The 19,553-nt window shown below is 62.3% G+C and carries 25 protein-coding genes; 13 read left to right on the top strand and 12 right to left on the bottom strand.

Translation table 11 applies throughout. The annotated features are described in order from the left end of the window. Together H7E91_RS09250 and H7E91_RS09245 are read left to right on the top strand one after the other, a co-directional pair. Positions 1 to 132, top strand: a 132-nt coding sequence (locus H7E91_RS09250; RefSeq protein WP_182354407.1) for an integrase core domain-containing protein, incomplete at its 5' end; no start/stop codon positions are given. 62 nt (positions 133 to 194) lie between these two features. Further along, positions 195 to 566 (top strand): alpha/beta fold hydrolase, encoded by a 372-nt coding sequence (locus H7E91_RS09245; RefSeq protein WP_182354812.1) that lies wholly within the window; start codon positions 195 to 197, stop codon positions 564 to 566. 471 nt (positions 567 to 1,037) lie between these two features. Here H7E91_RS09245 and H7E91_RS09240 read toward each other — a convergent pair whose 3' ends face one another. The 6 genes from H7E91_RS09240 to H7E91_RS09215 all read right to left on the bottom strand — a co-directional run bounded on the left by H7E91_RS09240 (position 1,038) and on the right by H7E91_RS09215 (position 4,770). After that, the gene (locus tag H7E91_RS09240) at positions 1,038 to 1,652 is read right to left on the bottom strand and encodes a DsrE/DsrF/DrsH-like family protein (RefSeq protein ID WP_182354811.1); all 615 of its coding nucleotides are present in this window, start codon (positions 1,650 to 1,652) and stop codon (positions 1,038 to 1,040) included. A 26-nt stretch (positions 1,653 to 1,678) separates the two neighbouring features. Further along, positions 1,679 to 1,993 carry a TusE/DsrC/DsvC family sulfur relay protein gene (locus H7E91_RS11830; RefSeq protein ID WP_182354810.1) on the bottom strand — a complete coding sequence of 105 codons (315 nt, stop codon included), beginning with the start codon at positions 1,991 to 1,993 and terminating at the stop codon, positions 1,679 to 1,681. 5 nt (positions 1,994 to 1,998) lie between these two features. Continuing rightward, positions 1,999 to 3,237, bottom strand: a complete 1,239-nt coding sequence (gene sqr / locus H7E91_RS09230; RefSeq protein WP_182354809.1) for a type III sulfide quinone reductase, selenoprotein subtype — start codon at positions 3,235 to 3,237, stop codon at positions 1,999 to 2,001. A 113-nt stretch (positions 3,238 to 3,350) separates the two neighbouring features. Beyond that, a complete protein-coding gene (locus H7E91_RS09225) occupies positions 3,351 to 3,662 on the bottom strand; it encodes a YqfO family protein (RefSeq protein WP_182354808.1) in 312 nt (103 codons plus the stop codon). Positions 3,663 to 3,789: 127 nt separating this feature from the next. Continuing rightward, complete coding sequence (gene greA / locus H7E91_RS09220) at positions 3,790 to 4,272, bottom strand: transcription elongation factor GreA (protein ID WP_182354807.1); 483 nt, start codon at positions 4,270 to 4,272, stop codon at positions 3,790 to 3,792. 105 nt (positions 4,273 to 4,377) lie between these two features. After that, positions 4,378 to 4,770 carry a DUF4307 domain-containing protein gene (locus tag H7E91_RS09215; protein ID WP_182354806.1) on the bottom strand — a complete coding sequence of 131 codons (393 nt, stop codon included), beginning with the start codon at positions 4,768 to 4,770 and terminating at the stop codon, positions 4,378 to 4,380. A gap of 92 nt (positions 4,771 to 4,862) precedes the next feature. Here H7E91_RS09215 and mca point away from each other — a divergent pair, with 92 nt between their 5' ends. Then, complete coding sequence (mca, locus tag H7E91_RS09210) at positions 4,863 to 5,726, top strand: mycothiol conjugate amidase Mca (RefSeq protein WP_338401783.1); 864 nt, start codon at positions 4,863 to 4,865, stop codon at positions 5,724 to 5,726. Further along, entirely contained in the window at positions 5,723 to 6,031 is a 309-nt protein-coding gene (locus H7E91_RS09205; RefSeq protein WP_182354805.1) for a hypothetical protein, read from the top strand. Before mca ends, H7E91_RS09205 begins: the two co-directional genes overlap by 4 nt. A 6-nt stretch (positions 6,032 to 6,037) precedes the next feature. Here the strand turns inward: H7E91_RS09205 and H7E91_RS09200 are convergent, their stop codons facing one another. Both H7E91_RS09200 and trhA read right to left on the bottom strand, forming a co-directional pair. Further along, on the bottom strand, positions 6,038 to 7,180 hold the full coding sequence (locus H7E91_RS09200) for a PPK2 family polyphosphate kinase (RefSeq protein ID WP_182354804.1): 1,143 nt from the start codon (positions 7,178 to 7,180) through the stop codon (positions 6,038 to 6,040). Between the two features lie 117 nt (positions 7,181 to 7,297). After that, complete coding sequence (gene trhA / locus H7E91_RS09195) at positions 7,298 to 8,008, bottom strand: PAQR family membrane homeostasis protein TrhA (RefSeq protein WP_338401782.1); 711 nt, start codon at positions 8,006 to 8,008, stop codon at positions 7,298 to 7,300. 62 nt (positions 8,009 to 8,070) lie between these two features. Between trhA and H7E91_RS09190 the strand changes: the two genes are divergently transcribed. After that, positions 8,071 to 8,832, top strand: a complete 762-nt coding sequence (locus H7E91_RS09190) for an isoprenyl transferase (RefSeq protein ID WP_182354803.1) — start codon at positions 8,071 to 8,073, stop codon at positions 8,830 to 8,832. 66 nt (positions 8,833 to 8,898) lie between these two features. On the opposite strand, the gene H7E91_RS09185 is transcribed toward H7E91_RS09190, so the two are convergent. Genes H7E91_RS09185 through xseA form a run of 3 tightly spaced genes read right to left on the bottom strand, consistent with a single transcriptional unit; the run spans position 8,899 to position 11,334 of the window. Next, positions 8,899 to 9,855: a PfkB family carbohydrate kinase gene (locus tag H7E91_RS09185; RefSeq protein ID WP_182354802.1), complete on the bottom strand. Its 957-nt coding sequence runs from the start codon at positions 9,853 to 9,855 to the stop codon at positions 8,899 to 8,901. Then, the gene (locus H7E91_RS09180; RefSeq protein WP_182354801.1) at positions 9,852 to 10,088 is read right to left on the bottom strand and encodes an exodeoxyribonuclease VII small subunit; all 237 of its coding nucleotides are present in this window, start codon (positions 10,086 to 10,088) and stop codon (positions 9,852 to 9,854) included. The genes H7E91_RS09185 and H7E91_RS09180 overlap by 4 nt, the downstream gene beginning before the upstream one ends. Continuing rightward, positions 10,072 to 11,334 carry an exodeoxyribonuclease VII large subunit gene (gene xseA / locus H7E91_RS09175; RefSeq protein ID WP_182354800.1) on the bottom strand — a complete coding sequence of 421 codons (1,263 nt, stop codon included), beginning with the start codon at positions 11,332 to 11,334 and terminating at the stop codon, positions 10,072 to 10,074. Before xseA ends, H7E91_RS09180 begins: the two co-directional genes overlap by 17 nt. Positions 11,335 to 11,563: 229 nt before the next feature. Between xseA and H7E91_RS09170 the strand changes: the two genes are divergently transcribed. Beyond that, a complete protein-coding gene (locus H7E91_RS09170) occupies positions 11,564 to 12,595 on the top strand; it encodes a 4-hydroxy-3-methylbut-2-enyl diphosphate reductase (RefSeq protein ID WP_422111040.1) in 1,032 nt (343 codons plus the stop codon). A gap of 3 nt (positions 12,596 to 12,598) precedes the next feature. On the opposite strand, the gene H7E91_RS09165 is transcribed toward H7E91_RS09170, so the two are convergent. After that, positions 12,599 to 13,759, bottom strand: a complete 1,161-nt coding sequence (locus tag H7E91_RS09165; protein ID WP_182354798.1) for a DNA recombination protein RmuC — start codon at positions 13,757 to 13,759, stop codon at positions 12,599 to 12,601. Positions 13,760 to 13,882: 123 nt separating this feature from the next. On the opposite strand from H7E91_RS09165, the gene ychF reads away from it, so the two are divergent. The 7 genes from ychF (at position 13,883) to H7E91_RS09130 (ending at position 19,542) form a co-directional block, all read left to right on the top strand. Beyond that, the gene (gene ychF / locus H7E91_RS09160; RefSeq protein WP_182354797.1) at positions 13,883 to 14,962 is read left to right on the top strand and encodes a redox-regulated ATPase YchF; all 1,080 of its coding nucleotides are present in this window, start codon (positions 13,883 to 13,885) and stop codon (positions 14,960 to 14,962) included. Next, positions 14,955 to 15,302, top strand: coding sequence for a zinc ribbon domain-containing protein YjdM (locus H7E91_RS09155; protein WP_182354796.1), 348 nt, complete (start codon positions 14,955 to 14,957; stop codon positions 15,300 to 15,302). The genes ychF and H7E91_RS09155 overlap by 8 nt, the downstream gene beginning before the upstream one ends. A 357-nt stretch (positions 15,303 to 15,659) precedes the next feature. Continuing rightward, positions 15,660 to 15,755, top strand: coding sequence for a DUF933 domain-containing protein (locus H7E91_RS11825; RefSeq protein WP_241698511.1), 96 nt, complete (start codon positions 15,660 to 15,662; stop codon positions 15,753 to 15,755). A gap of 33 nt (positions 15,756 to 15,788) precedes the next feature. Continuing rightward, a complete protein-coding gene (locus tag H7E91_RS09145) occupies positions 15,789 to 16,070 on the top strand; it encodes a type II toxin-antitoxin system RelE/ParE family toxin (protein WP_182354795.1) in 282 nt (93 codons plus the stop codon). Beyond that, a complete protein-coding gene (locus H7E91_RS09140) occupies positions 16,045 to 16,365 on the top strand; it encodes a HigA family addiction module antitoxin (protein WP_182354794.1) in 321 nt (106 codons plus the stop codon). The genes H7E91_RS09145 and H7E91_RS09140 overlap by 26 nt, the downstream gene beginning before the upstream one ends. 637 nt (positions 16,366 to 17,002) lie before the next feature. Further along, positions 17,003 to 17,680 carry an aminotransferase class IV gene (locus H7E91_RS09135; protein ID WP_182354793.1) on the top strand — a complete coding sequence of 226 codons (678 nt, stop codon included), beginning with the start codon at positions 17,003 to 17,005 and terminating at the stop codon, positions 17,678 to 17,680. Then, positions 17,677 to 19,542, top strand: a complete 1,866-nt coding sequence (locus H7E91_RS09130) for a chorismate-binding protein (RefSeq protein WP_182354792.1) — start codon at positions 17,677 to 17,679, stop codon at positions 19,540 to 19,542. The genes H7E91_RS09135 and H7E91_RS09130 overlap by 4 nt, the downstream gene beginning before the upstream one ends. Positions 19,543 to 19,553: the final 11 nt, after the last annotated feature.

The following is a 19,553-nucleotide window of genomic DNA, read 5'->3' as shown; positions in this document are numbered from 1 at the left end:
ACCTCAGAAACCGAGCGACGAGACGCCCTACCAGGATGGCTGCATCACTATAATCATCACCGACCCCACACAGCCTGCGACAGGCTCGCCCCAATCACCCGCTTAACCAACCTCCCCGGACAGTACAGCTAGGCCCGCCCCCGTACCGCAATACCCTCGACTATCCCGTCGCCATCGCCTCGAATCCTAAGTGGATGCAGTTCGAGCATGGTGTCGACTACAATCCCGCTTCGGAGTACCCGATGAGCCTGTTTGTCCGCGAGTACACTCTCGCGGAGCAGTTGCGTGGGATGGCGGCCATCGCCGAAACTTATCATGTCCTGTATCCCCAGCTTGAGGGCACCGATATCCGAATCGACGTGCCACGTCTCGAGGTCCCGGTGTACCTGGTAGAGGGACGGTACGAGGCCGCCGGCCGGGAAACCCTCGCGCGTCAATGGTTCGACCTCCTCGAAGCGCCCAGCAAGGAGTACATCGTCTTCGAGAATTCGGGGCACACCCCGCCCTACGACGAGCCCGGCCACTTCGCCGACCTCATGTCGCGCATCCAGCAGTCTGCGCAGTGATGCCTCTCGCCTATGTTCCGCCACGAGATGACCGACCCCTAACGACCGAGAAGGACGAGAAGGCGATAAGGACGTCTCAGGGCGCGTGCCATGCCTGGTCGTGGCGTGGATCGGCAGCTACCCGCTGGCGGCCAACATCAGTGAAGTACTCTGTGTTGTCATCCTCGGCGGCCCCGATAGCCGTGTGGCCGCAAAAGAGCCCCGGGGGAACCAGCACAACACAACCATCGTCGCTCTCGCCTACCGCAGGTCCTCCACGCCATGCTCGCCTGCGGCACCGTCGCCGACGTCCCCGATTCCGTCCTTGCCAGTTGGTACACAACACAGGGGCGGCTCCTCACGAGGGGGCGCTGGAGTCTTTGTGGCGTCCCTGCGGGAAGCTTAGAAAGCGGCGGCCGTTCCCAACACAGTCATAGCGACAGGCCCGGACGGGCAGCGAGCCAGTCCGGGCCTGTTACTTACCAGGTCATTTTAGACGAAGACGACCTGAGCGCCGTCAGCGATCTCGATGAAGTCGCTTGCGCTGATGACGCCTTCGACACCCTCGTGCAGATCCGCCTCGAGCAATTTCATCATGTCGAAAGTTAGGCGGCAGGCGTACATGTGTGCGCCTGATGCTTGAAGCAGATCGAGAAACTCGGGGATCGACGGGATCTCCAAATCCTCCATCTGCTGGTTCATCATCTTTGTCGCGAAGCTTGTCATGCCGGGCAGGTTCCCAAGCGCTTGCGGCATGGAGACATGCTCAAGGCCGGGCTTGAGACGGCCCAGCGCCGGCATGTGCATCGCCGTGTTGCCAGACAGAGTGAACTTGAGATTGTCGTATGTCTTCGTGTTGATAATGTCGAGGCCCCAGAAGGTGAAGAAGATGTGGACCTCAACCCCTTCCCCGAGCGCGGCATTGCCCATAATGAGGGCCGGGTACGCCATGTCAAGGTTGCCCTTGGAACAGATGAAGGCCATCTTTCTCGGCCCACCGCTGGCGGGCTGGCTGATGTAGTCGGTCCGCGCCTCAGTCGTCGGCGGAACCTCCCGGCCAGAATCTCCGAAATCCGGGATGATGAAGCCCTCAGGAATCGTCGTCATGTATCTCTCCTCGTCAAACCGGCTATTTAGACGCAACCGACGGGCTTGGGAAGGCCTGCCAGCCACGCCATCTTCTTCGCGGGTTTGCCGGGGTAGAGCGCGAAGAGCGTCTTGATATCGAAGCCGCCGACCTTCTGCATGCGGCGAAGGGTGGGCGTGACCCCGGTGACGGCCGAGTCTTCACGCATGAAACGAAGTGGTTCACGGTGGGCTTCGGTCAGCTCGATCCCGATAAGTGCCGCCAGGTCGGCTGCGAGATCTTCGCTCCACTCGTCACGGCGGGTCAGGAATCCTTCCTGATCCACTTCGAACGTCCGAGCTTTGAGGGTGTTCGTCGGCATGGGGTTTACTCCTTCGGCTTGCGCTTGCCAGCCATCGACATGTGGCTCGAGATGGGGATGGGCCGCCCCGGTAGCAACATGTGCCAATAGATTTGCTCGAATGCGAGCTTGCCCAGATGGTTAAGTCGCGTCGGCTTCAGTAGCGAGAGTGGCCCGGCATAGGGCACGGGGAACGTGCCCAATAGGGGTTCGGTGTCGTAGTTGAAGTCGAGCAGCATAGCCTGACCTCGCCCGGATTCGATGAAACAGTTCGCGTGGCCGTCAAACGAGTTCGGTAGCGGCTTGCCTTCTGTCGCGGCAATGAAGTTGTCGACAAACTCCTCGGTCGCGAAATGGGCGACAGAACCGGCCTTCGACGTTGGGATGTCGCTCGCGTCGCCAAGAACGAAGATGCGATCATCCACCAGCGAGCGCAGCGTGTGCTTGTCGACGGGCACAAATCCCGCATCGTTGCCCAGCCCGGAGTCCATGATGAACTGCTGCCCCACATTGGGTGGGACCGTGACTAGTAAGTCAAAGGGGAGTTCCCGGCCGTCGTATGAGATGAGCTTCTGTTCGTCGTTGTCGATCCGCTCAACTGCAAAGTCAGCGGCGAGGCGGATGCTACGGTCCTTGAGAAGTCCGCCGAGCTCCTTCGAGGCAACGGGCTTGGTGAACGCCCCATCGAGCGGGGTGACGAACGAGATGTCGACCTTGTGCCGGATTCCCTTACTCCGGAAATGGTCCTCAACGAGGAATGCGAACTCGAGCGGCGCGACCGGGCACTTGATCGGCATTTCAGAGATGTGGACAAGAATGCGCCCACTCGTGAATTCCTCGAGGGCACTCTTGAGGGCGACCGACCCATCGAGTGTGTAGAACTCATGAACCTTCTTGCCCCACAGGGATCCATCGCCCATTCCCTCGACGAGCGTCGGATCAGGGCGCGTGCCGGATGCGATGATGAGCCAGTCGTAGGGGAGGGTGCGCCCGTCGGCGAGCTCAACTTCGCGACGATCCCGATGGACGAGGGAGACACTCGCCTCGACAAAGTCGATGCCGTCGTGGAAGGTGTTGCGTCGGCTCTTCTTGACCCGATCAGGCTTCATCCAAAACGGGACGAAGATGTAGCCCGGCTGGTAGTGGTGCTCATCGTCCTGATCGACGACGGTGATGGACCAGGAGTCGCGGGCCATAACGCCCCGCAGGTGGTTGGCGGCCATGGTGCCGGCTGTGCCGGCCCCCAGAATTAAGATTCTGTTCATGATACAAAAATACCCCGTGGGGTATCAGGTCGTGAAGGGAAATGTAAGTGACCTGAGACACAAATGGGAACTGTAAACAGAGGTGGCGCTACCGCCGACGAGGGAGCGACACCTCAGCTCGTGCGGATGATGTGGAAGGCCGGCTCCTCGTAGGGATGTGTATTGACGAGCGCCTCAATGACGTCCTCTCGTATGTCGCGGGGGAACACGATCTCGACCCGGTTCTCCTTGACCGTGGTGAGCTCCCCAACCTCGCCGATCGCCGGATTGGCACTCCTCACAGGCCGGAACTGTCCCGTCCCGGGCGTGATAAAGGCGCACTCTTCGTAGTCGCCGACCCGGCCAGCTCCGGCCTTGCACACGGCGTTGATGACATCGGCCGTGTTCTCCGCGGGGACGTAAAAGACGAGAACGTCTGTCATCATGTGCGCTCCTTTCGGTCGACCTCAGCACCCTCACCCCGCCACCGCATGCAGTCAACAGCTATAGGGCGAGCCGTTCGGGAAAAGCGAAAGCCGGGAGCGCGTGAACACTCCCGGCTGTTCTCAACTTTTAGCGAAGAGCCTCGAGATGGAGGATCTTGACGGAGATATCCTTGCCGTTCGGGGCCTTGTAGGAACGCTCGTCTCCGACCTTTGCCCCCATGATCGAAGCGCCGAGCGGGGCGGCTTCGGGGTAGACGTTGATATTGAGATCAGCGGACGCCTGGCGTGAGCCGAGCAGGAACTTCTGTTCCTTGCCGTTGATTTCAGCGGTGACGACGACTCCTGGACCGACCTGTGACGTATCGACCGGGCCCTCGCCCACTTGGGCATGGCGAAGAAGGTGGGTGAGCTCGAGGATTCGACCCTCCATCTTCGACTGTTCTTCACGTGCGGCCTGGTAGCCACCGTTCTCGCGCAGGTCTCCCTCGGAGCGGGCAGCTTCAATGCGTTCGGCAACTTCCTCGCGACCGCGTGTTTCGAGGTCGCGAAGCTCCGCGGACAGGCGGTCGAAGCTCTCCTGCGACAGCCACGTAGTCTGCGATTCAGTCATAGTGGTCTCCTTGGATGGGTAAAAAAAGACGCCGCGCTGACGCGGCTTAAGGTCACATGATATCAGTCTGTGCGGTCCTGTCATGAGGAAAACGCGAGAAGGCAGTTATCTGGCGATGTCGCAGTATTCGATCGAGCCCGACGCGGCACGCTCAGACGTCTGGAGCATGAGAACCTCCGAGACCGAATCCCTCTCCATTGTCCACGTCCACGTCTTCGCACCGATCTCCGCGAAATTGTCATTGACCGCGGTTGCCGAGCACTCCAGCTCGAGCCCGGCGCGCCCGTGCACCGTGTAGGTAATCCGCACCTCCGAGTCGGAGATCGCCTTGTGGCCAGTGTTGATGAGCTGGATCGCCGGGTCGCGTCCAATGACCTGGGAGGCACCGATGATGACGGCGATGAGAACGGCAAGAGCGACGAGCAGGTATCCAATTTTCCTTGTCGGACTGCGATCGAGGCCGTAACGGTCGCGCAGCTCCGGAGGGATATCCGTCATGCGTTTTCGCCTTCCGACGAGAGATTAGTGTTGGCGTTAAGTATCTCAGTACTATCTGAGAACAGCATACTTCCTGGAGGGATGAGAGATCAGTGACGTGTGAACCCCGGATCATGGCCGTTCATGCCCACCCGGACGACGAGTCGTCGAAGGGCGCGGCGACCATGGCGCATTACGCGACGATCGGCAGGGCGCGGGTCGTCACATGCACGGGTGGCGAACGAGGCTCGATCCTTAACCCGAGGCTCGCGGGCCGTACCGACATCGAAGAGAACATGCCCGCCATTCGACGTGACGAGATGGCTGCCGCGGCCCAGGCTCTCGGCATCGAGCACACGTGGCTCGGATTCACCGATTCTGGTCTTCCCGAGGGAGAGCCACTGCCTCCGTTGCCCGACGGCTGCTTCGCTGCGATTCCGCTCGACGAGCCGGTCGCAAAGCTCGTTGCAGAGATCCGCGAGTTCAGGCCGCAGGTTCTCACGACGTACAACGAGCTCGGCGGTTATCCGCACCCGGACCACATTCGCGTGCACGAGGTGTCGCTGGCAGCGGTTGAGGCTGCGGCGGATCCCGACCAATTCCCCGAGGCCGGCGAGCCGTGGACGGTGTCGAAGGTGTACTACGATGTCTCCTTCAGCCCCGACCGGATTCAGGCGTTTCATAACGCACTCATGGCCGAGGGTCTCGATTCACCATTTGCGGAGTGGATGGAACGCAGGGGCAGGATCCCCAAGCGAAAGGTCGATGCGCGACTTAACGTCAGCGAATTCTTCCCGAACCGGGACCAAGCATTGCTCGCGCATGCCACTCAGATTGATCCCGACGGATTCTTCATGGCCGTGCCGCGCGACATCGAGAAACGTGTGTGGCCGTGGGAGGAGTTCGAGCTTGTCCACTCAACCGTCGGCTATCCCGACAGAATCGAGACTGACCTGTTCGAACGGATCGAGGAATGATGTTCCCCTTCACCACGCCCAGCCCGTCGCCGGCCGACATCCCGACCGAGCCGTGGGAGGCGAGCCCCGGTGTTGAAGGTTTCCTCCTCGGGTTCTTCCTCCTGGGAATCGCACTCGCGTTCCTCATGTGGTCAATGAACCGCCACCTTCGGAAGATCAAGCATTCGGCAACTGTTGAAAAGAGACGCGTCGAAGCCGAGGCTAAGAAGTCCGAGCAGGCTACGAAGGGTAGCGACCAGAAGTCGCAAGGGGCCAAGCTGAGCAAGTCTGAGCAGGAGCCGCCCAAGGGCGAAGACAGCGCCTAACTGGGGTCACTTTTTACGCTTTTTGCTCTTCTTTGACTGAGCGCGCTTCTTCTCCTTTTTCCTTTTCTTCTTCTTCTTTGATTTCTTCTCGGAGCTGACAGGCTCTGCCTCGTCGTCGGTCGGCGCCGCGGAGCCGTCGTTCGGCTGCTCATCAGCAGCGGGGGCGCGGTGGCCATTATCTCGCTGGCGCAACGCTGCAACGCGAGCCTTTTCGGCAAGGAAGTCACCGTGCTCGGCCTTCGCGTCTTCTAGCTGCTCTTGGACGGCCTCGACGAGATCGTCGACGAGCTCGGGATCGACGGTGGCGAGCAGTTTGCGGCGCTGGACCTCGGGCTTCCAGCGCGGTTTCGGCCACTGCGGGCTAATGTCGATGAGTGCCTGGGTGACGAGCTCCGTGACGGCGACCCGCGCATACCACTTCTTGTCGCCGGGAACGACGTACCACGGGGCATGATCTGTCGAGGTCAGCCGAAACACATCCTCGTAGGCTGCCTGGTAGTCATCCCATTTCTTGCGGGTCTCAAGGTCGCTCGTGCTGAGCTTCCACCGCTTATCGGGGCGTTCGATCCGCTCGAGCAAGCGACCCGCCTGCTCCTCTTTCGAATGCATGAGCGCGACCTTGATGATGGTCGTACCGGAGTCGACGATCTCCTTCTCGAAGGCATTGATCTCGTCGTACCGAGCCCGCCAAACGTCCTCTTCGACGAGCCCATCGACGCGGGTAACGAGGACGTCCTCATAGTGGGAGCGATCAAACACGCCAATTTTGCCGGGCCCCGGCAACTTCTTTCTTATCCGCCACAGGTAGTGGTTGGCGAGCTCTTCCTCGGTCGGGACACCGAAGCTGGCGAGAGCGACGCCCTGCGGGTCGACCATTCCAATAACGTGCCGGACAATCCCACCCTTGCCGGCCGTGTCGAGGCCCTGGAGGATGAGAAGGACAGAGCGGTTGCCGCCGTACCTGCCGTCGGCGAAGAGCCGCTCCTGCAGTTCATTGAGCAGATCGCCGCGCTCATCGACACGCGCCTTTCCGTCCGACTTACGACCGGTGAACCCGGGCGTACTCGACCTGTCGAGGGCCGCCAAGTCGAAATCGGGCCCTGCGCGGAGCGCGAGATGGGGGCTCGTCTCCCACAGTTGATCCGCCATCACGTGCTCCCTGCAGTCGATATCTAGATCTGCAGAGTGTAGCCGATCGAGAGCTGTATCACACCGAAATTGGCAGAGGAATGTGGAAGAAGGGAGCGGGTGTTCAGTGCGAGGGGTCTAGTGCGAGGCGTAGGCGAGTGCGATTGCGACCGCATGGCACGCGTACGCCAGGACGGTGCACAGGTGGAAGAACTCGTGGAATCCGAAATGACGCGGCCACGGATTTGGCCACTTCGTTGCGTAAAAGACCGCCCCGATCGTGTAAATGACACCGCCAGCGATGATGAGGAGGACAATGGCGGGGGTGCCAGCCTGCCAAATATCGGGGAGGTACCACACCGCGACCCACCCGACGAGGACGTAGAGGCTGACATACAGCCACCGGGGGAAGTCCACCCACGACATGTGCATGGCAGACCCAAGAATGGCACCGCCCCAGACGATCGACAAGATGACGATGAGTGTGTTGCCCTCAAGGAGTGAGAGCGTGATCGGAGTGTAGGTTCCGGCGATGAGGACGAAGATGTTCGCGTGGTCGATCTTCCGCATGATTCCCAGAACCTGCGGTGACCAGTTTCCCAGGTGGTAAAGCGCTGAGAAGCCGAAAAGCAGGAGAGAGGCGAGGAGGAAAACGACTGCACCGAGAACCTCGGCCGGCGTCTCGGCGACGGTGATAAGGCCGATGCAGAAGGCCACAGCAAGGGGCGTCGCGACGAGATGAAGAACCCCGCGGCCCGCGGGTTTACCCGCCTGCTCGCGGCGCTCGCGGTAGCCGAGCCTGGTTGCGTCCTCGCCGATAGCGGCGCTCATGTCATGCATCGAACTCATAGTTGGAAGCCTACGTCGAACTTTGAGGAGTAATCTATGTGTAGCCGTGAAGGAGCCGCCTAGTGTCGATCAAGGACGCCATTTATCAGCTGTATGAGAATCGTGTATCGAGATCTCTGGAGCGTAGCCGACTGCCCCGTCATGTCGGTGTCATCCTCGACGGTAACCGTCGGTGGGCGAAGATGATTGGCGCGTCCGCGGCTCACGGGCACCGTGCCGGTGCGGACAAGATCAGCGAATTCCTCACCTGGTGTGACGAAGCGGGAATCGAGCTCGTGACGCTGTGGCTCCTCTCGACCGAGAACATGTCGCGCGACGAGTCCGAGATCAAAGACCTCGTCGGGATCATCGTCTCAACAGTTGAAAGGCTCGCCCACGTCGGCCACTGGCGCCTTCACCATGTCGGCGATCTCAAGGTTCTCGACGAGGAGAACCGCGAACGACTTCTCAAAGCAATCGACTTCACGAAGGACTGCGACGGTCCCCTCGTCAACGTCGCTGTCGGATACTCCGGCCGTTCCGAAATTACCGAGGCTGTCCGAGCCCTGATTCTCCACAAGGCGGAAGAGGGGATGAGCCCCGAAGAGATCGCCAACACCGTGTGCGACGAGGAGATCGAAGCCCACCTCTACACCCGCGGCCAGCCCGACCCAGACCTTGTCATCAGAACATCGGGAGAACAGCGTCTTTCAGGTTTCATGCCCTGGCAGACCGTTCACTCCGAATATTATTTCTGCGAAGCGTACTGGCCTGACTTCCGACGCACGGACTTTCTGCGCGCGCTGCGAGCGTACGAGATAAGGGACCGCAGGCACGGCAGGTGACGCTGCGTGGGTGCCGCGGCGTTCGAACGCGACGATGATCCGGCGGGCGATAAAAAGCTTCGGTTGCTACACCTCGATGACTGAGAATGAAGAGACGAAGCTGAGCAGCTCATCCTTCGTTGGCGGAACGGCACCGCGTCGGGAGACTGCAACAGCGCCCCCGGCATTCGCATAGCCCGCAATTGAGCGGAGCTGGCGCTCCGAGAGCATCCGCCGGGACTCTGCCGTCCCCTCACCGAGCATGCTCGTTCTACCGAGAGCATCAATGAGAGCGGACATGAACGCATCCCCGGCGCCGACTCTGTCGACGACCTCGACCTTCGGAGTCTTCGACCTGACACGCAGATCCTCAGTCGCAAGGACGGCGCCGTCTTCGGCGCCAGTGACGGCGACAATCTGCGGGCCCATGCTCAACCATTTGGTGATGACAGCATTTTCGGACATGCCGGGGTACATGAGCTCGATGTCGTCGCGGGATGCCTTCACGACGTCCGAGAGGGCGATGAACTCCTCCGTGCGGGCAAGGATCTCGTCGTGCGGGCCGAGCCCCGTCCTGAAGTTCGGGTCGTACGTGATGGTCGCGACGTGGGACAGTGCGTCAATCCACGCTCGAATCGTGTCCGGAGCAAGATGGACTGCGAGTGAGCCGGTATGGAGAGTGTGCGGGGCGAGTTTGACAAGCGTCGCGGCGCCCTCAGTCCCCGGCGCGGGTGGCATCGGTGGATTGAAGTGGAGATTGAACTCGTAGCTCGCCGAACCGTCGGGAGCAACCCATGCCCGTGCGGTCGAGGTCGGCGAGTTGCTCGTCGATCCCGGCCAAAGCTCGGCTCCTGACTTCTCGAGTGTCGCTGCGAGCAGATCCGCACGGCTCCCCGTACCGATGTCAGTTGCGAAGTGGACAGGGCGACCAAGCAGACCGAGGCCACGAGCAACATTGAAGGCGGAGCCACCTGGAAGCTCGACCGGCCCATCCTCGGTTTCGAAGATGTCGACGAGAGCCTCGCCGACAACGATGGTCGTCACTGCTCCTCCTCGGTGTCGGAGGATTGTCGGCCGAGCTGGGCGGACTGCAAGCGTACACGGGCCCCGTCGAGCCACTGCTGGCAGCGCCGGGCGAGCGCCTCACCGCGCTCCCACGCCGTAATCGACTCTTCAAGAGTGCCGGTGCCCTGCTCGAGAGCGGCGACAATCTCGACAAGCTGGCGCCTGGCCTCCTCATACGTGAGGTCTGCGATGTCATCATTCTTCTCGGTCATCACCGCTCCTTACTGCTGTCACGTCAAGTTCAAGACGGCCCGATGCGAGTAGGGCCTCGAGGCATGTCCCAATGTCAACTTCACCCGCGTCACGCACGACTGAGTGCGGAGTTCGCAGGACGGCGTAGCCTCGGTCGAGTACGGCCTGCGGAGAGAGGGCGCGCAGGTGTCTGCGCACGGCATCGAGCGAGTTCTCAGCCTCCGACAGCCTGCGCTCGACAAGCTCGGTCAGGCGGACAGCCGCCCGGTTCAACTCCTCCTCCCTCGTCTCGACGAGGGTGAGAGGGTAGGCGAGTACGGGGCGAGTGAGGATCGTATCGAGATCTGTTTGCGCTTGCGTGAGCCTCCGGTCGACCGCCATGCGGCCGCGCTTTAGTCCCTCGGAGAGGATGCGTCGCTCCTCCTGCACGTCGGGAACGATCCGCTTCGCTGCGTCCGTCGGTGTCGATGCTCGATAGTCCGCCGCATCGTCGACAATCGGGCGATCCCCCTCGTGGCCGATTGCGGTGACGATCGGAGTGCGGGCGGCCACGACCGCACGGACGAGAGCCTCGTCGGAGAATGGCAGCAGGTCTTCGACGGAACCGCCGCCGCGGGCGATGACGATGACATCGACATCCGACATCGCGTCGAGCTCGGCAAGAGCAGCGATGACCTGCCCGGCGCTTGCCAGACCCTGAACTTTGACCTCGCGGATTTCGAAGTCGACCTCCGGCCAGCGAGCCGCGGCATTGACGAGGACGTCATCCTTTGCTTTCGCGTTCGACCCACAGATCAGGCCGACTCGTTTAGGCAGGAACGGGATTGGGAGTTTCCGTTCAGGGGAGAAGAGACCCTCCTCGCCAAGCCTTTTGCGGAGCATTTCGAGCTGTGCGAGCACATCGCCCACACCAGCGAACCTGATCTCCGCGACCTGAAGTGACAGCGATCCGTTGCCCACCCAGAAGTCGGGTTTCACCCGCAGGACAACACGTGAACCTTCGACGAAGTCGCGCGGGATGACATTCGTCCACGCCTTGCAGTTTATTGAGAACTGTTCATCGAGGTCGCGAAGGGTGAAGAACTGGGCGCGCGAGCCAGCTCTGGGTGTGAACTGGAGGACCTCGCCCTCAACCCACATGGGTGACATGCGGCCGACATATTCGGCCATCTTCTTCGAGAGCAGGCGAAGCGGCCACGGCCGGTCCGCGGTCGTCTCTGCGGCCAGCTGTGGCAGATCCGAAGGAATGATGACCTGCGAGCTCATGGACGGTATCTTCGCACGGTCAAATGCACGAAAAGACATAATAGGTCCTATGCCACTGGGAATTCTCCCGAAATCTCTCTCATAGCCGAAGACAGGGGCGACGCCCCATAACTCCCCATCATTCGGGCATCTCGGGCGCCCGCGTGAGAGCCGCATCATGGCCTATCACGGACGCCTCGCGTATTCTGTCCGTGTGAGTACCTCGACACCACCTCCCTCCCTCGCTGGGATTTCCGCCTTCCCAGGCGACGCGCCGTCCACCCCGAACCCGGATGGCAAAAAGGTTCTCCTCGCAGCACCCCGGGGCTACTGTGCGGGCGTCGACCGCGCGGTTGACGCGGTCGAGAAGGCGCTGGAGCTGTACGGCGCCCCGGTCTATGTTCGCAAGGAGATCGTTCACAACAGATTTGTTGTCGAGACGCTGAGCCAGCGCGGCGCGGTCTTCGTCAACGAGACCGACGAGGTCCCCGAAGGTGCCAGGGTCGTCTTCTCTGCGCACGGTGTCTCGCCGGCCGTTCACGCGGCGGCTGCCGCCCGCAGCCTCCAGACAATTGACGCGACATGTCCGCTGGTGACGAAGGTTCACAGGGAAGCGGTTCGGTTCGCAGCTGATGACTACGAGATTCTCCTGATCGGCCACGCGGACCATGAAGAGGTCGAAGGCACCCACGGGGAGGCTCCTGACCACATCCAGATCGTTAACGGTCCTGAGGAGGTCGCCGCCCTCGAGGTGAAGAACCCTGACAAGCTCATTTGGCTGTCCCAGACGACGCTTTCCGTGGACGAAACAATGGAAACAGTCAATCTGCTTCGTCAACGGTTCCCGAACCTCCAGGACCCGCCGTCGGACGACATTTGCTATGCCACCCAGAACCGCCAGGGCGCGGTTAAGGAGATGGCGCCGGGATGTGATGTCGTCATCGTCGTCGGCTCGGCTAACTCCTCAAACTCTGTACGGCTTGTCGAGGTGGCCCTTGAGTACGGTGCTCGGGCGGCGTATCGAGTGGACAAGGCCGACCAGGTCGATCCTTCATGGCTCGATCTGGCCCAAACCGTTGGCCTGACATCGGGAGCGTCAGTTCCAGAGATCCTCGTCCGCGACGTCCTTCAGTTGCTTGCCGGCCATGGCTACACGGAAGTCCAGACGATCACGACAGCGGTCGAGAACGTCGCCTTCTCGCTGCCGAAGAACCTGCGTGGCGACCTCAAGGCGGCTGGCCGCCTCGAAGAAGCGCCCCGCCGGGTACGCCGCCAGGCCTGATTCTTAGTCGGTGATGAGCTCGCTTCGACTGATGGTGCGAACCTGCGCCACCTCGTAGTCGAGCTCCTTCACGTCAAGACCATCGCTGGACAGCGAGTCGAATCCGCGTGCCGTGACGAGGAGCCGGTTCTCGAGCGTCCCAATTGACGCGTTGTAGGCCTTGACTGCGCCCGACAGGCGCGTGCCGAGAACAGTGAGATGCTTCGACACGTCCCCGAGCCGCTGAACGAGCTCTCTGCCCAATGCAAGGACCTCTGCCGCCTCATCGGTCACCCGCGAACTCGACCACGTTGCTGCGACAGCCCGAAGGAGCGCCAGTAGCGACGACGGCGATGTGATGGCGATACCGAGGCGGGCCGCCTCATCGAGAAGCCCTGGGTTTGTGCGGACAGCCTCCGACAGGAGGGCTTCGGACGGCATAAACATGACGGTGAGTTGAGGAGAATGCTCGAACTGGGCCGGGTAGTTTCTTTTCGCGAGAGCGAGCACGTGAGCGCGCACAGCTTTCGCGTGCTCAGCGACGAGCTGATCCCTGCGGGTTCGTTGGCTCGGATCGTCGGGGGAGATTTCGGCCGCCTCGAGGTACGCCGTCAAAGGCACCTTGGAGTCGACAGCGAGGGTGCCGTTCCCCGGGAGGTAGACGAGCATGTCGGGACGCTGCCGCCCACCCTCCATCGTTCCCACGCTCGCCTGAGTATCGAAGTGGACGTGAGGGAGCATTCCGGCGGCGGTGACGATCCGCTCGAGTTCGGCTTCACCCCAGGAGCCGCGAGCACTTGTCGACGTCAGTGCACTGCGTAGCGAGCTCGTCACCTCGTACAGATCCCGGGATGCTTCATGAGCGGTCGACAGCTGTTGATGGAGGCGGGCTGATGCGGCCGCCTGAGATTTCTCAAGCTCACCAACTTTGGATGTCATGACGGCGAGGTTGGACGTGATGGGGGCAAGTGCCCGCAGGACCGCCTGGTCGGCCTGCGTCTTCTCGATGAGGGAGTCGTTCTCCTCTTCGAGCCGCTCGGCACGCGCCTCGAGGCGCGCCATCTCAAGCTGAGTATCGGTGTGCGATGCTCGTGCGCGGGATGTTCCGGCGAGCCAACCAAGTACGGTACCCACGGCGAGAAAGAGAAGAAGGGCGAGCAGAGCGAGCGGCACAGAGATCTCCATAGCTGTACTGTGTCAAAAGATTCGGACAGATGCGGGAGGCGAAACGGGGCCCGAAGGAATCCGATACCTCTGTGAGCAGTCCCGTATCTAGCAGTACAGACCGATCGACTAGACTGATCTACCGTGGCATTGACTATTGGTATCGCCGGACTTCCGAACGTCGGCAAATCGACCCTGTTCAACGCGCTCACCCGCGCGACCGTCCTCGCGGCAAACTATCCGTTCGCGACGATCGAGCCGAACATCGGTGTGGTTCCGTTGCCCGATGAGCGCCTGCAGGTCCTGTCCGAGATCTTCAATGCTCGTAAGATCATTCCCGCAACTGTCTCCTTCGTCGACATCGCCGGCATCGTCCGCGGCGCCTCGGAGGGAGAGGGTCTCGGCAACCAGTTCCTCGCCAACATTCGAGAGGCGGACGCGATCTGCCAGGTGACCCGCGCCTTCTCGGATCCCGATGTCACCCACGTTGAGGGCAGGGTCGACCCTGCCTCCGACATCGAGACCATCACGACCGAGCTACTCCTCGCCGACATGCAAACTCTCGAGAAGCAGGTAATCCGCCTCGAGAAGGAGGTCAAGGGTAAGAAGGCGCCGAAGGAGCACCTCGACACCGCACTCGAGGCGCTCAAGGTTCTCGAAGAGGGCAAGACCATCAATTCGGTCATGGACCGTTTCGATCCGGAGATCATCCGCTCCTTTCAACTCATGACCGCCAAGCCCTTCATTTACGTCTTCAACACGGATGATGATGGATTGGCCAATGAGAAGATGCAGGCCGAGCTGCGCGAGCTTGTCGCCCCCAATGAAGCGATCTTCCTCGACGCAAAGTTTGAAGCCGAGCTGGTCGAGCTCACCGAAGAAGAGGCGCAGGAGATGCTCGAATCCACCGGTCAGGAGGAATCAGGCCTCGACAAGCTCGCCCGCGTCGGCTTCGACACCCTCGGCCTGCAGACCTATCTCACCGCCGGTGAGAAGGAGACCCGCGCCTGGACCATCAAGAAGGGCTGGACCGCCCCGCAGGCTGCCGGCGTCATCCACACCGACTTCGAGCGCGGCTTCATCAAGGCCGAGATCGTCTCGTACGACGATCTGGTCGAGCTCGGCGGCATGCAGCAGGCCAAGGCGGCTGGCAAGGTTCGCATGGAGGGCAAGGACTACGTCATGCAGGATGGCGACGTCGTCGAATTCCGCTTCAATGTCTGAGGCGCTTCCGAACTGCCCTGAGTGCAGCGAGGCGTTCACCTACGAACAGGGATCGCTCTTCGTGTGCCCCATGTGCGGCCACGAGTGGGCGGCCGAAGAGCCAGACTCAGCAGCCGTCATCCGTGACTCCGTCGGCAACGTGCTCGAAGACGGAGACACCGTGACTATCGCCAAGGACCTCAAGGTCAAAGGCGCGGGCGGCGGTGTCCTCAAGGTCGGCACAAAGGTTCGCGGGATTCGTCTGATCGACGATGGCGTTGCAGACCACGACATCGACGCGACGGTTCCCGGTTTTGGACGCATGCAGCTCAAGTCGAGTGTTGTGAAGAAGGTACTCTGACGTAGGAGTTGGGGCGGGCGACGACGCTCCTCATGTGACGTGGCCCTGAGTTGGCTGTCAGTACTCTCGGCCGACGACGGGTGTGACGTCACGTTCGAGCCGAACGTGACACGCGCTCCGAGGTGAAGGAGATGCTCGAATCGATCGGTCACGGGAAGAAAACCTCGACAAGCTGGCTCGCGGCGGCTCGATACCGTCGGACTGCAGACATACCTCACCGTCGTTGAGGAGAATCGCGACAGGACCAGCATCAAGGGCTGGACTGCTCGCAGGCGGCGGCGTCATCCACAACAAATTTGAGCGCGCCTCCACCAAGACCGAGAGCGTCTCGTTCGATGATCTGGCGAGCTGGGCGGAATGTGGCAGGCCAAGGCTGCCGGCCAGTTCCGCATGGAGGGCAGGGACTGCGTCATGCGGGACGGCGATGTCACCGAGTTCCAGTTTAACGTCTAGCGTTAATGACGTTGTCCGTCATATACTAGTGTCGTGATCAGATCATTCGGGAGTAAGGATACCGAGCGCATCTGGCACGAGCAGTACGTCAAGCGCGTCGACCGGACGGTACAGCGGGCGACCCTGCGGAAACTCGAAATGATCCATGCGGCGAGCGACGTCGAGGACCTCCGAATCCCACCCGGGAACCGGCTGGAGCGACTGGTCGGCGACCGGCGTGGGCAGCACAGTATCCGCGTGAACGCGCAGTGGCGTCTCTGCTTCGTCTGGAGAGATGGAGGTGCGGAAGATGTCGAACTCGTCGACTACCACTGAGACCGACCTGATCGAGCCGATTCACCCCGGTGAGATCCTGATGGAGGACTTCATCGAGGGCTTCGGTGTCACGCAGAACAAGCTGGCGGTCTCCATCGGTGTGCCGCCGCGTAGGATCAACGAGATCGTGCACGGCAAGCGAGGCATCACGGCTGACACGGCGATCCGCTTGGCGAGGTACTTCGGGACGTCCGAGGAGTTTTGGATGAATCTGCAGTCCAACTATGAGCTGCGCAGGGAACGCCGCGCTCTGCGCGACCAGGTGGATGCGATCGCCCCGCTGCAGACCGCATGACGGCGGGAGCTCACGTCGCTCTGCGCCAGCTCCTGGCTTCTGTCGCACCGACGGCGCAGGTGACATTCGGCTCCGGGTTCGCCATGTCCCGCCAATGTGACGTGACGACGCTCGAGGATGCTGAGCGCTGCCTCGCGTATCGACGCGGAGTCGTCGTAACAGGTGAATGTCGTGCGCCACTGGGGACGGTCCCTACGGGGAGTTGGAGCGGGTCGAGTGTCGAGATCCGCCCGAGGAAATGGCTCGAAGCACGAGACGCATCAGACTGCTCGCTCCCCGTGTTCGCAGAGAGATAGCGAACGTGGCTGGCGTGGAAACGCGCCTAACCGCCGACGTCAAAGAGACGTGCCGCTCCTAGAGATTGACGTCACCAATGCCGTGCCATCTGAGTCCATTGTCCGACGCCTTCACACGACTAATCGCTGCAGGGGACGCGCTGGTGCAGAGGTGCCTTGGCGCCGGACCGGGTATGACGCGTCATAATGTCGCGTCCGAGCGTCGCAGATTTGCGGCGCACCCCTGTCATCCACTTCGTTTCACGCGCCGCTGTTCCCCAGGATTGTCCATGTTCCGAAGCTGGAACGGGAACATCTACGGCCGGACTCGATGACCGGACCAGCTCGGTTAGACTGTGCCGGTGCTCCGCGAAAACCTCGTCATCGACTCGTTCCTCGCCGTCGATGGTCGCGTCACGCGACCCGACCTTCATCGGCAGCGCCTCGAGAGTTCTGTGCGCGAACTACTGGGAGCAGAGCTTGCCGAGCAGCTGCCCGGCACCTTCGCCGACATGGCGTCCGTCCTGCAGTCAGGTCGCCGCTTCCCTCGGCTCGAGGCCCGTGCGGGCGGCATCACCTGGATCGACCGTCCCGCCCCAGAGCACAGTCTGGTCCTCCACGTGACTGGCATTGTGGAGGATGCCCGTGATCATCCTTCCCACAAAGGGCCAGACCTCGGCTGGCTGCAGGCGCAGGCGTCGGGAGCCCACATCCTTCTCGTGCGAGGAGAGCTCGTCGTCGAGACGCATACGGCCGCGGTCATGATCGTCCGCGATGGTCAGGGGTTCGTCCCCGACCAGCCGCGGATCTGCTCGACCACCGAGAACTGGTTCGCCGACAGCATCGCATCGGTCGTCAGCTTCGACATGACCCGCGACGACCTCGCCCAGGCATCGCACCAGGGTCAGGCATTCGCGCTGAACGCGCTCCACGGCCCCCGCGTACTCCAGCTCGGCGATGAGCCAGTACCCCAACACGCGCTCGACCAGGCCGGAGTCTGGCGTCAACAATGGCTAGAGGAAGCGACCCCACTGACATGATGCGACTGCTGCTCATCGACTTCCACGACTCGAATACCCAGATCCTCGCGGATCTCGTCTTCCGCGTGCTCGGGGTCCGGCCCATCGTGCTCGCCTACGACGATCCGTCCCTCGATGAGGGGGCGATGGCGGGCGCCGATGGCATCCTGCTCGCAACCGGCCCAGGACGGCCGGGCGATGCGGGGCGCGTGCCGGACCTCGTTGCAGGCTGCGACAGGACTGTTCTTGGTATCGGCCTGGGTCACCAGATTCTCGCGGGTCTGTGCGGGGCCCTCATCGAGCCCATCGAGCCCCGCCTCGGCTGGGTCTCGCACCTGCACGTCCCGGGCGATAGGGTCCACGACCCGCGCACGATCGTCGTCGATGGGCAGCAGGTCGTCGATAGCCATTCGTCGGCAGTGCGCGAGCCAACGGAGCGGATGGTGGTCGATGCGGTGAGTGACGACCATATTCAAGCCTTCCACGCGGTCGATCGGCCGTGGTGGGGCCTCCAGTTCAACCCCGAGTCCGCCCTCACGGAGGGCGGCGTTGAGAATATCCGAGCCTGGGCCCGTGCTACAGGGCTCCTGCCGCATGCTCCGGCGAGGCGCACGCTTCTGTCGCAGGAAGTGCCGTTGCCGGATCTCTCCCGTGCGGCTCGCCTTATGGTAGGCGACGGCCCGTTCTTCTGGCTGGACGAGGCGCGCCACGCGCATGCCGGGCCGGGCTGGTCCTACCTCGGGCTGGGCGGTGAGGTCGTGTGGCCGGACGAGGGCGAGGACGTGCTCGATGTCCTCCGCCGCTCCGCCTGGCGGGGCGTGGGTGGGCCGGATTCGCCGTTCACCGGCGGCTGGGTCGGCGTGTCGGGCTACGAGCCGGGCACGGCACTGTGGATGAGCGTCCGGCGCTGGGTGGCCGTCGACCATGAACGCCAGCGGGCCTGGCTGGTCGCCCGCGAGGAGCCGGGCGCGCAGGAGTGGCTGGACCGGACCGCCGCGGCGCTGAGCGCCCCGGCGGATGACGTGAGTGTGTCGGTCGATGCTGACTTGCTGGCCGCGGTTCGCTCATTGCCGGACCACCGGCGTGACGATGACGACTCATATCGCGCCAAGGTCGAGCAGGCTCACGAGCACCTGCGGGCGGGCACCAGCTTCGAAGTCTGTCTCACGACCATGGCCGAGGTCGCGCATGATGCGACACGCGAGGAGCTACTCGAGCTCTATCTCCTGCAGCGCCGAACGAACCCGGCACCCTACGCGGCCTTCCTCGCCTGCGATGACACGACAATCATGAGCTCCTCGCCGGAGCGCTTCCTCCGAGTGCGCGATGGCGAGGTGGAGTCGAGGCCCATCAAAGGCACGCTGCCTCGAGGGGAGACGCCGGAGGCTGATGCCGCGCTGCGCACGAGGCTTGAGACAGATCCGAAGCTTCGTTCGGAACTCGTCATGATCGTCGACCTGCTGCGCAATGATCTGGCCAAGGTCTGCGCGCCCGGTTCGGTCGCGTGCCCCGAGCCCGTCCGGGTCGACAGCTTCGCCACCGTTCATCAGCTGGCCGGTGTGGTGACGGGACTGCTTGGCGCTGGCGCCGATATCGTCGACCTGCTGCGCGCGGCCTTCCCGGGCGCGTCGATGACCGGTGCCCCCAAGCACCGCACGATGGAGATCCTTGCCGAGCTCGAATCGGGCCCGCGCGGCTACTACTCCGGGGCGCTCGGCTGGATCAGCGGGGATCGAGATGCGGAGCTGTCCGTCGTCATCCGCACGCTTGTCCACGACGACGGGGTGCTCTCAGTGGGTGCCGGAGGGGCGGTTGTGCCGGACTCGACCCCGCAGGGCGAACTCGACGAGATGCTGCTGAAGATGTCGGCGGCGCTGCCCTGAGGCCGTGGTCG

Source organism: Flaviflexus huanghaiensis (assembly GCF_014118685.1).
GTDB lineage: Bacteria > Actinomycetota > Actinomycetes > Actinomycetales > Actinomycetaceae > Flaviflexus > Flaviflexus huanghaiensis.
This window is presented reverse-complemented; position numbering and strand designations above follow the sequence as displayed.

What these genes read in the sequence shown, in the direction of transcription:
- H7E91_RS09245 (WP_182354812.1), top strand. Translation starts at nt 195, where the DNA reads ATGCAGTTCGAGCATGGTGTCGACTACAATCCCGCTTCGGAGTACCCG.
- H7E91_RS09240 (WP_182354811.1), bottom strand. Translation starts at nt 1,652, where the DNA reads ATGACGACGATTCCTGAGGGCTTCATCATCCCGGATTTCGGAGATTCT.
- H7E91_RS11830 (WP_182354810.1), bottom strand. Translation starts at nt 1,993, where the DNA reads ATGCCGACGAACACCCTCAAAGCTCGGACGTTCGAAGTGGATCAGGAA.
- sqr (WP_182354809.1), bottom strand. Translation starts at nt 3,237, where the DNA reads ATGAACAGAATCTTAATTCTGGGGGCCGGCACAGCCGGCACCATGGCC.
- H7E91_RS09225 (WP_182354808.1), bottom strand. Translation starts at nt 3,662, where the DNA reads ATGATGACAGACGTTCTCGTCTTTTACGTCCCCGCGGAGAACACGGCC.
- greA (WP_182354807.1), bottom strand. Translation starts at nt 4,272, where the DNA reads ATGACTGAATCGCAGACTACGTGGCTGTCGCAGGAGAGCTTCGACCGC.
- H7E91_RS09215 (WP_182354806.1), bottom strand. Translation starts at nt 4,770, where the DNA reads ATGACGGATATCCCTCCGGAGCTGCGCGACCGTTACGGCCTCGATCGC.
- H7E91_RS09205 (WP_182354805.1), top strand. Translation starts at nt 5,723, where the DNA reads ATGATGTTCCCCTTCACCACGCCCAGCCCGTCGCCGGCCGACATCCCG.
- H7E91_RS09200 (WP_182354804.1), bottom strand. Translation starts at nt 7,180, where the DNA reads ATGGCGGATCAACTGTGGGAGACGAGCCCCCATCTCGCGCTCCGCGCA.
- trhA (WP_338401782.1), bottom strand. Translation starts at nt 8,008, where the DNA reads ATGAGTTCGATGCATGACATGAGCGCCGCTATCGGCGAGGACGCAACC.
- H7E91_RS09180 (WP_182354801.1), bottom strand. Translation starts at nt 10,088, where the DNA reads ATGACCGAGAAGAATGATGACATCGCAGACCTCACGTATGAGGAGGCC.
- xseA (WP_182354800.1), bottom strand. Translation starts at nt 11,334, where the DNA reads ATGAGCTCGCAGGTCATCATTCCTTCGGATCTGCCACAGCTGGCCGCA.
- H7E91_RS09165 (WP_182354798.1), bottom strand. Translation starts at nt 13,759, where the DNA reads ATGGAGATCTCTGTGCCGCTCGCTCTGCTCGCCCTTCTTCTCTTTCTC.
- H7E91_RS09155 (WP_182354796.1), top strand. Translation starts at nt 14,955, where the DNA reads ATGTCTGAGGCGCTTCCGAACTGCCCTGAGTGCAGCGAGGCGTTCACC.
- H7E91_RS11825 (WP_241698511.1), top strand. Translation starts at nt 15,660, where the DNA reads ATGTGGCAGGCCAAGGCTGCCGGCCAGTTCCGCATGGAGGGCAGGGAC.
- H7E91_RS09140 (WP_182354794.1), top strand. Translation starts at nt 16,045, where the DNA reads ATGTCGAACTCGTCGACTACCACTGAGACCGACCTGATCGAGCCGATT.
- H7E91_RS09130 (WP_182354792.1), top strand. Translation starts at nt 17,677, where the DNA reads ATGATGCGACTGCTGCTCATCGACTTCCACGACTCGAATACCCAGATC.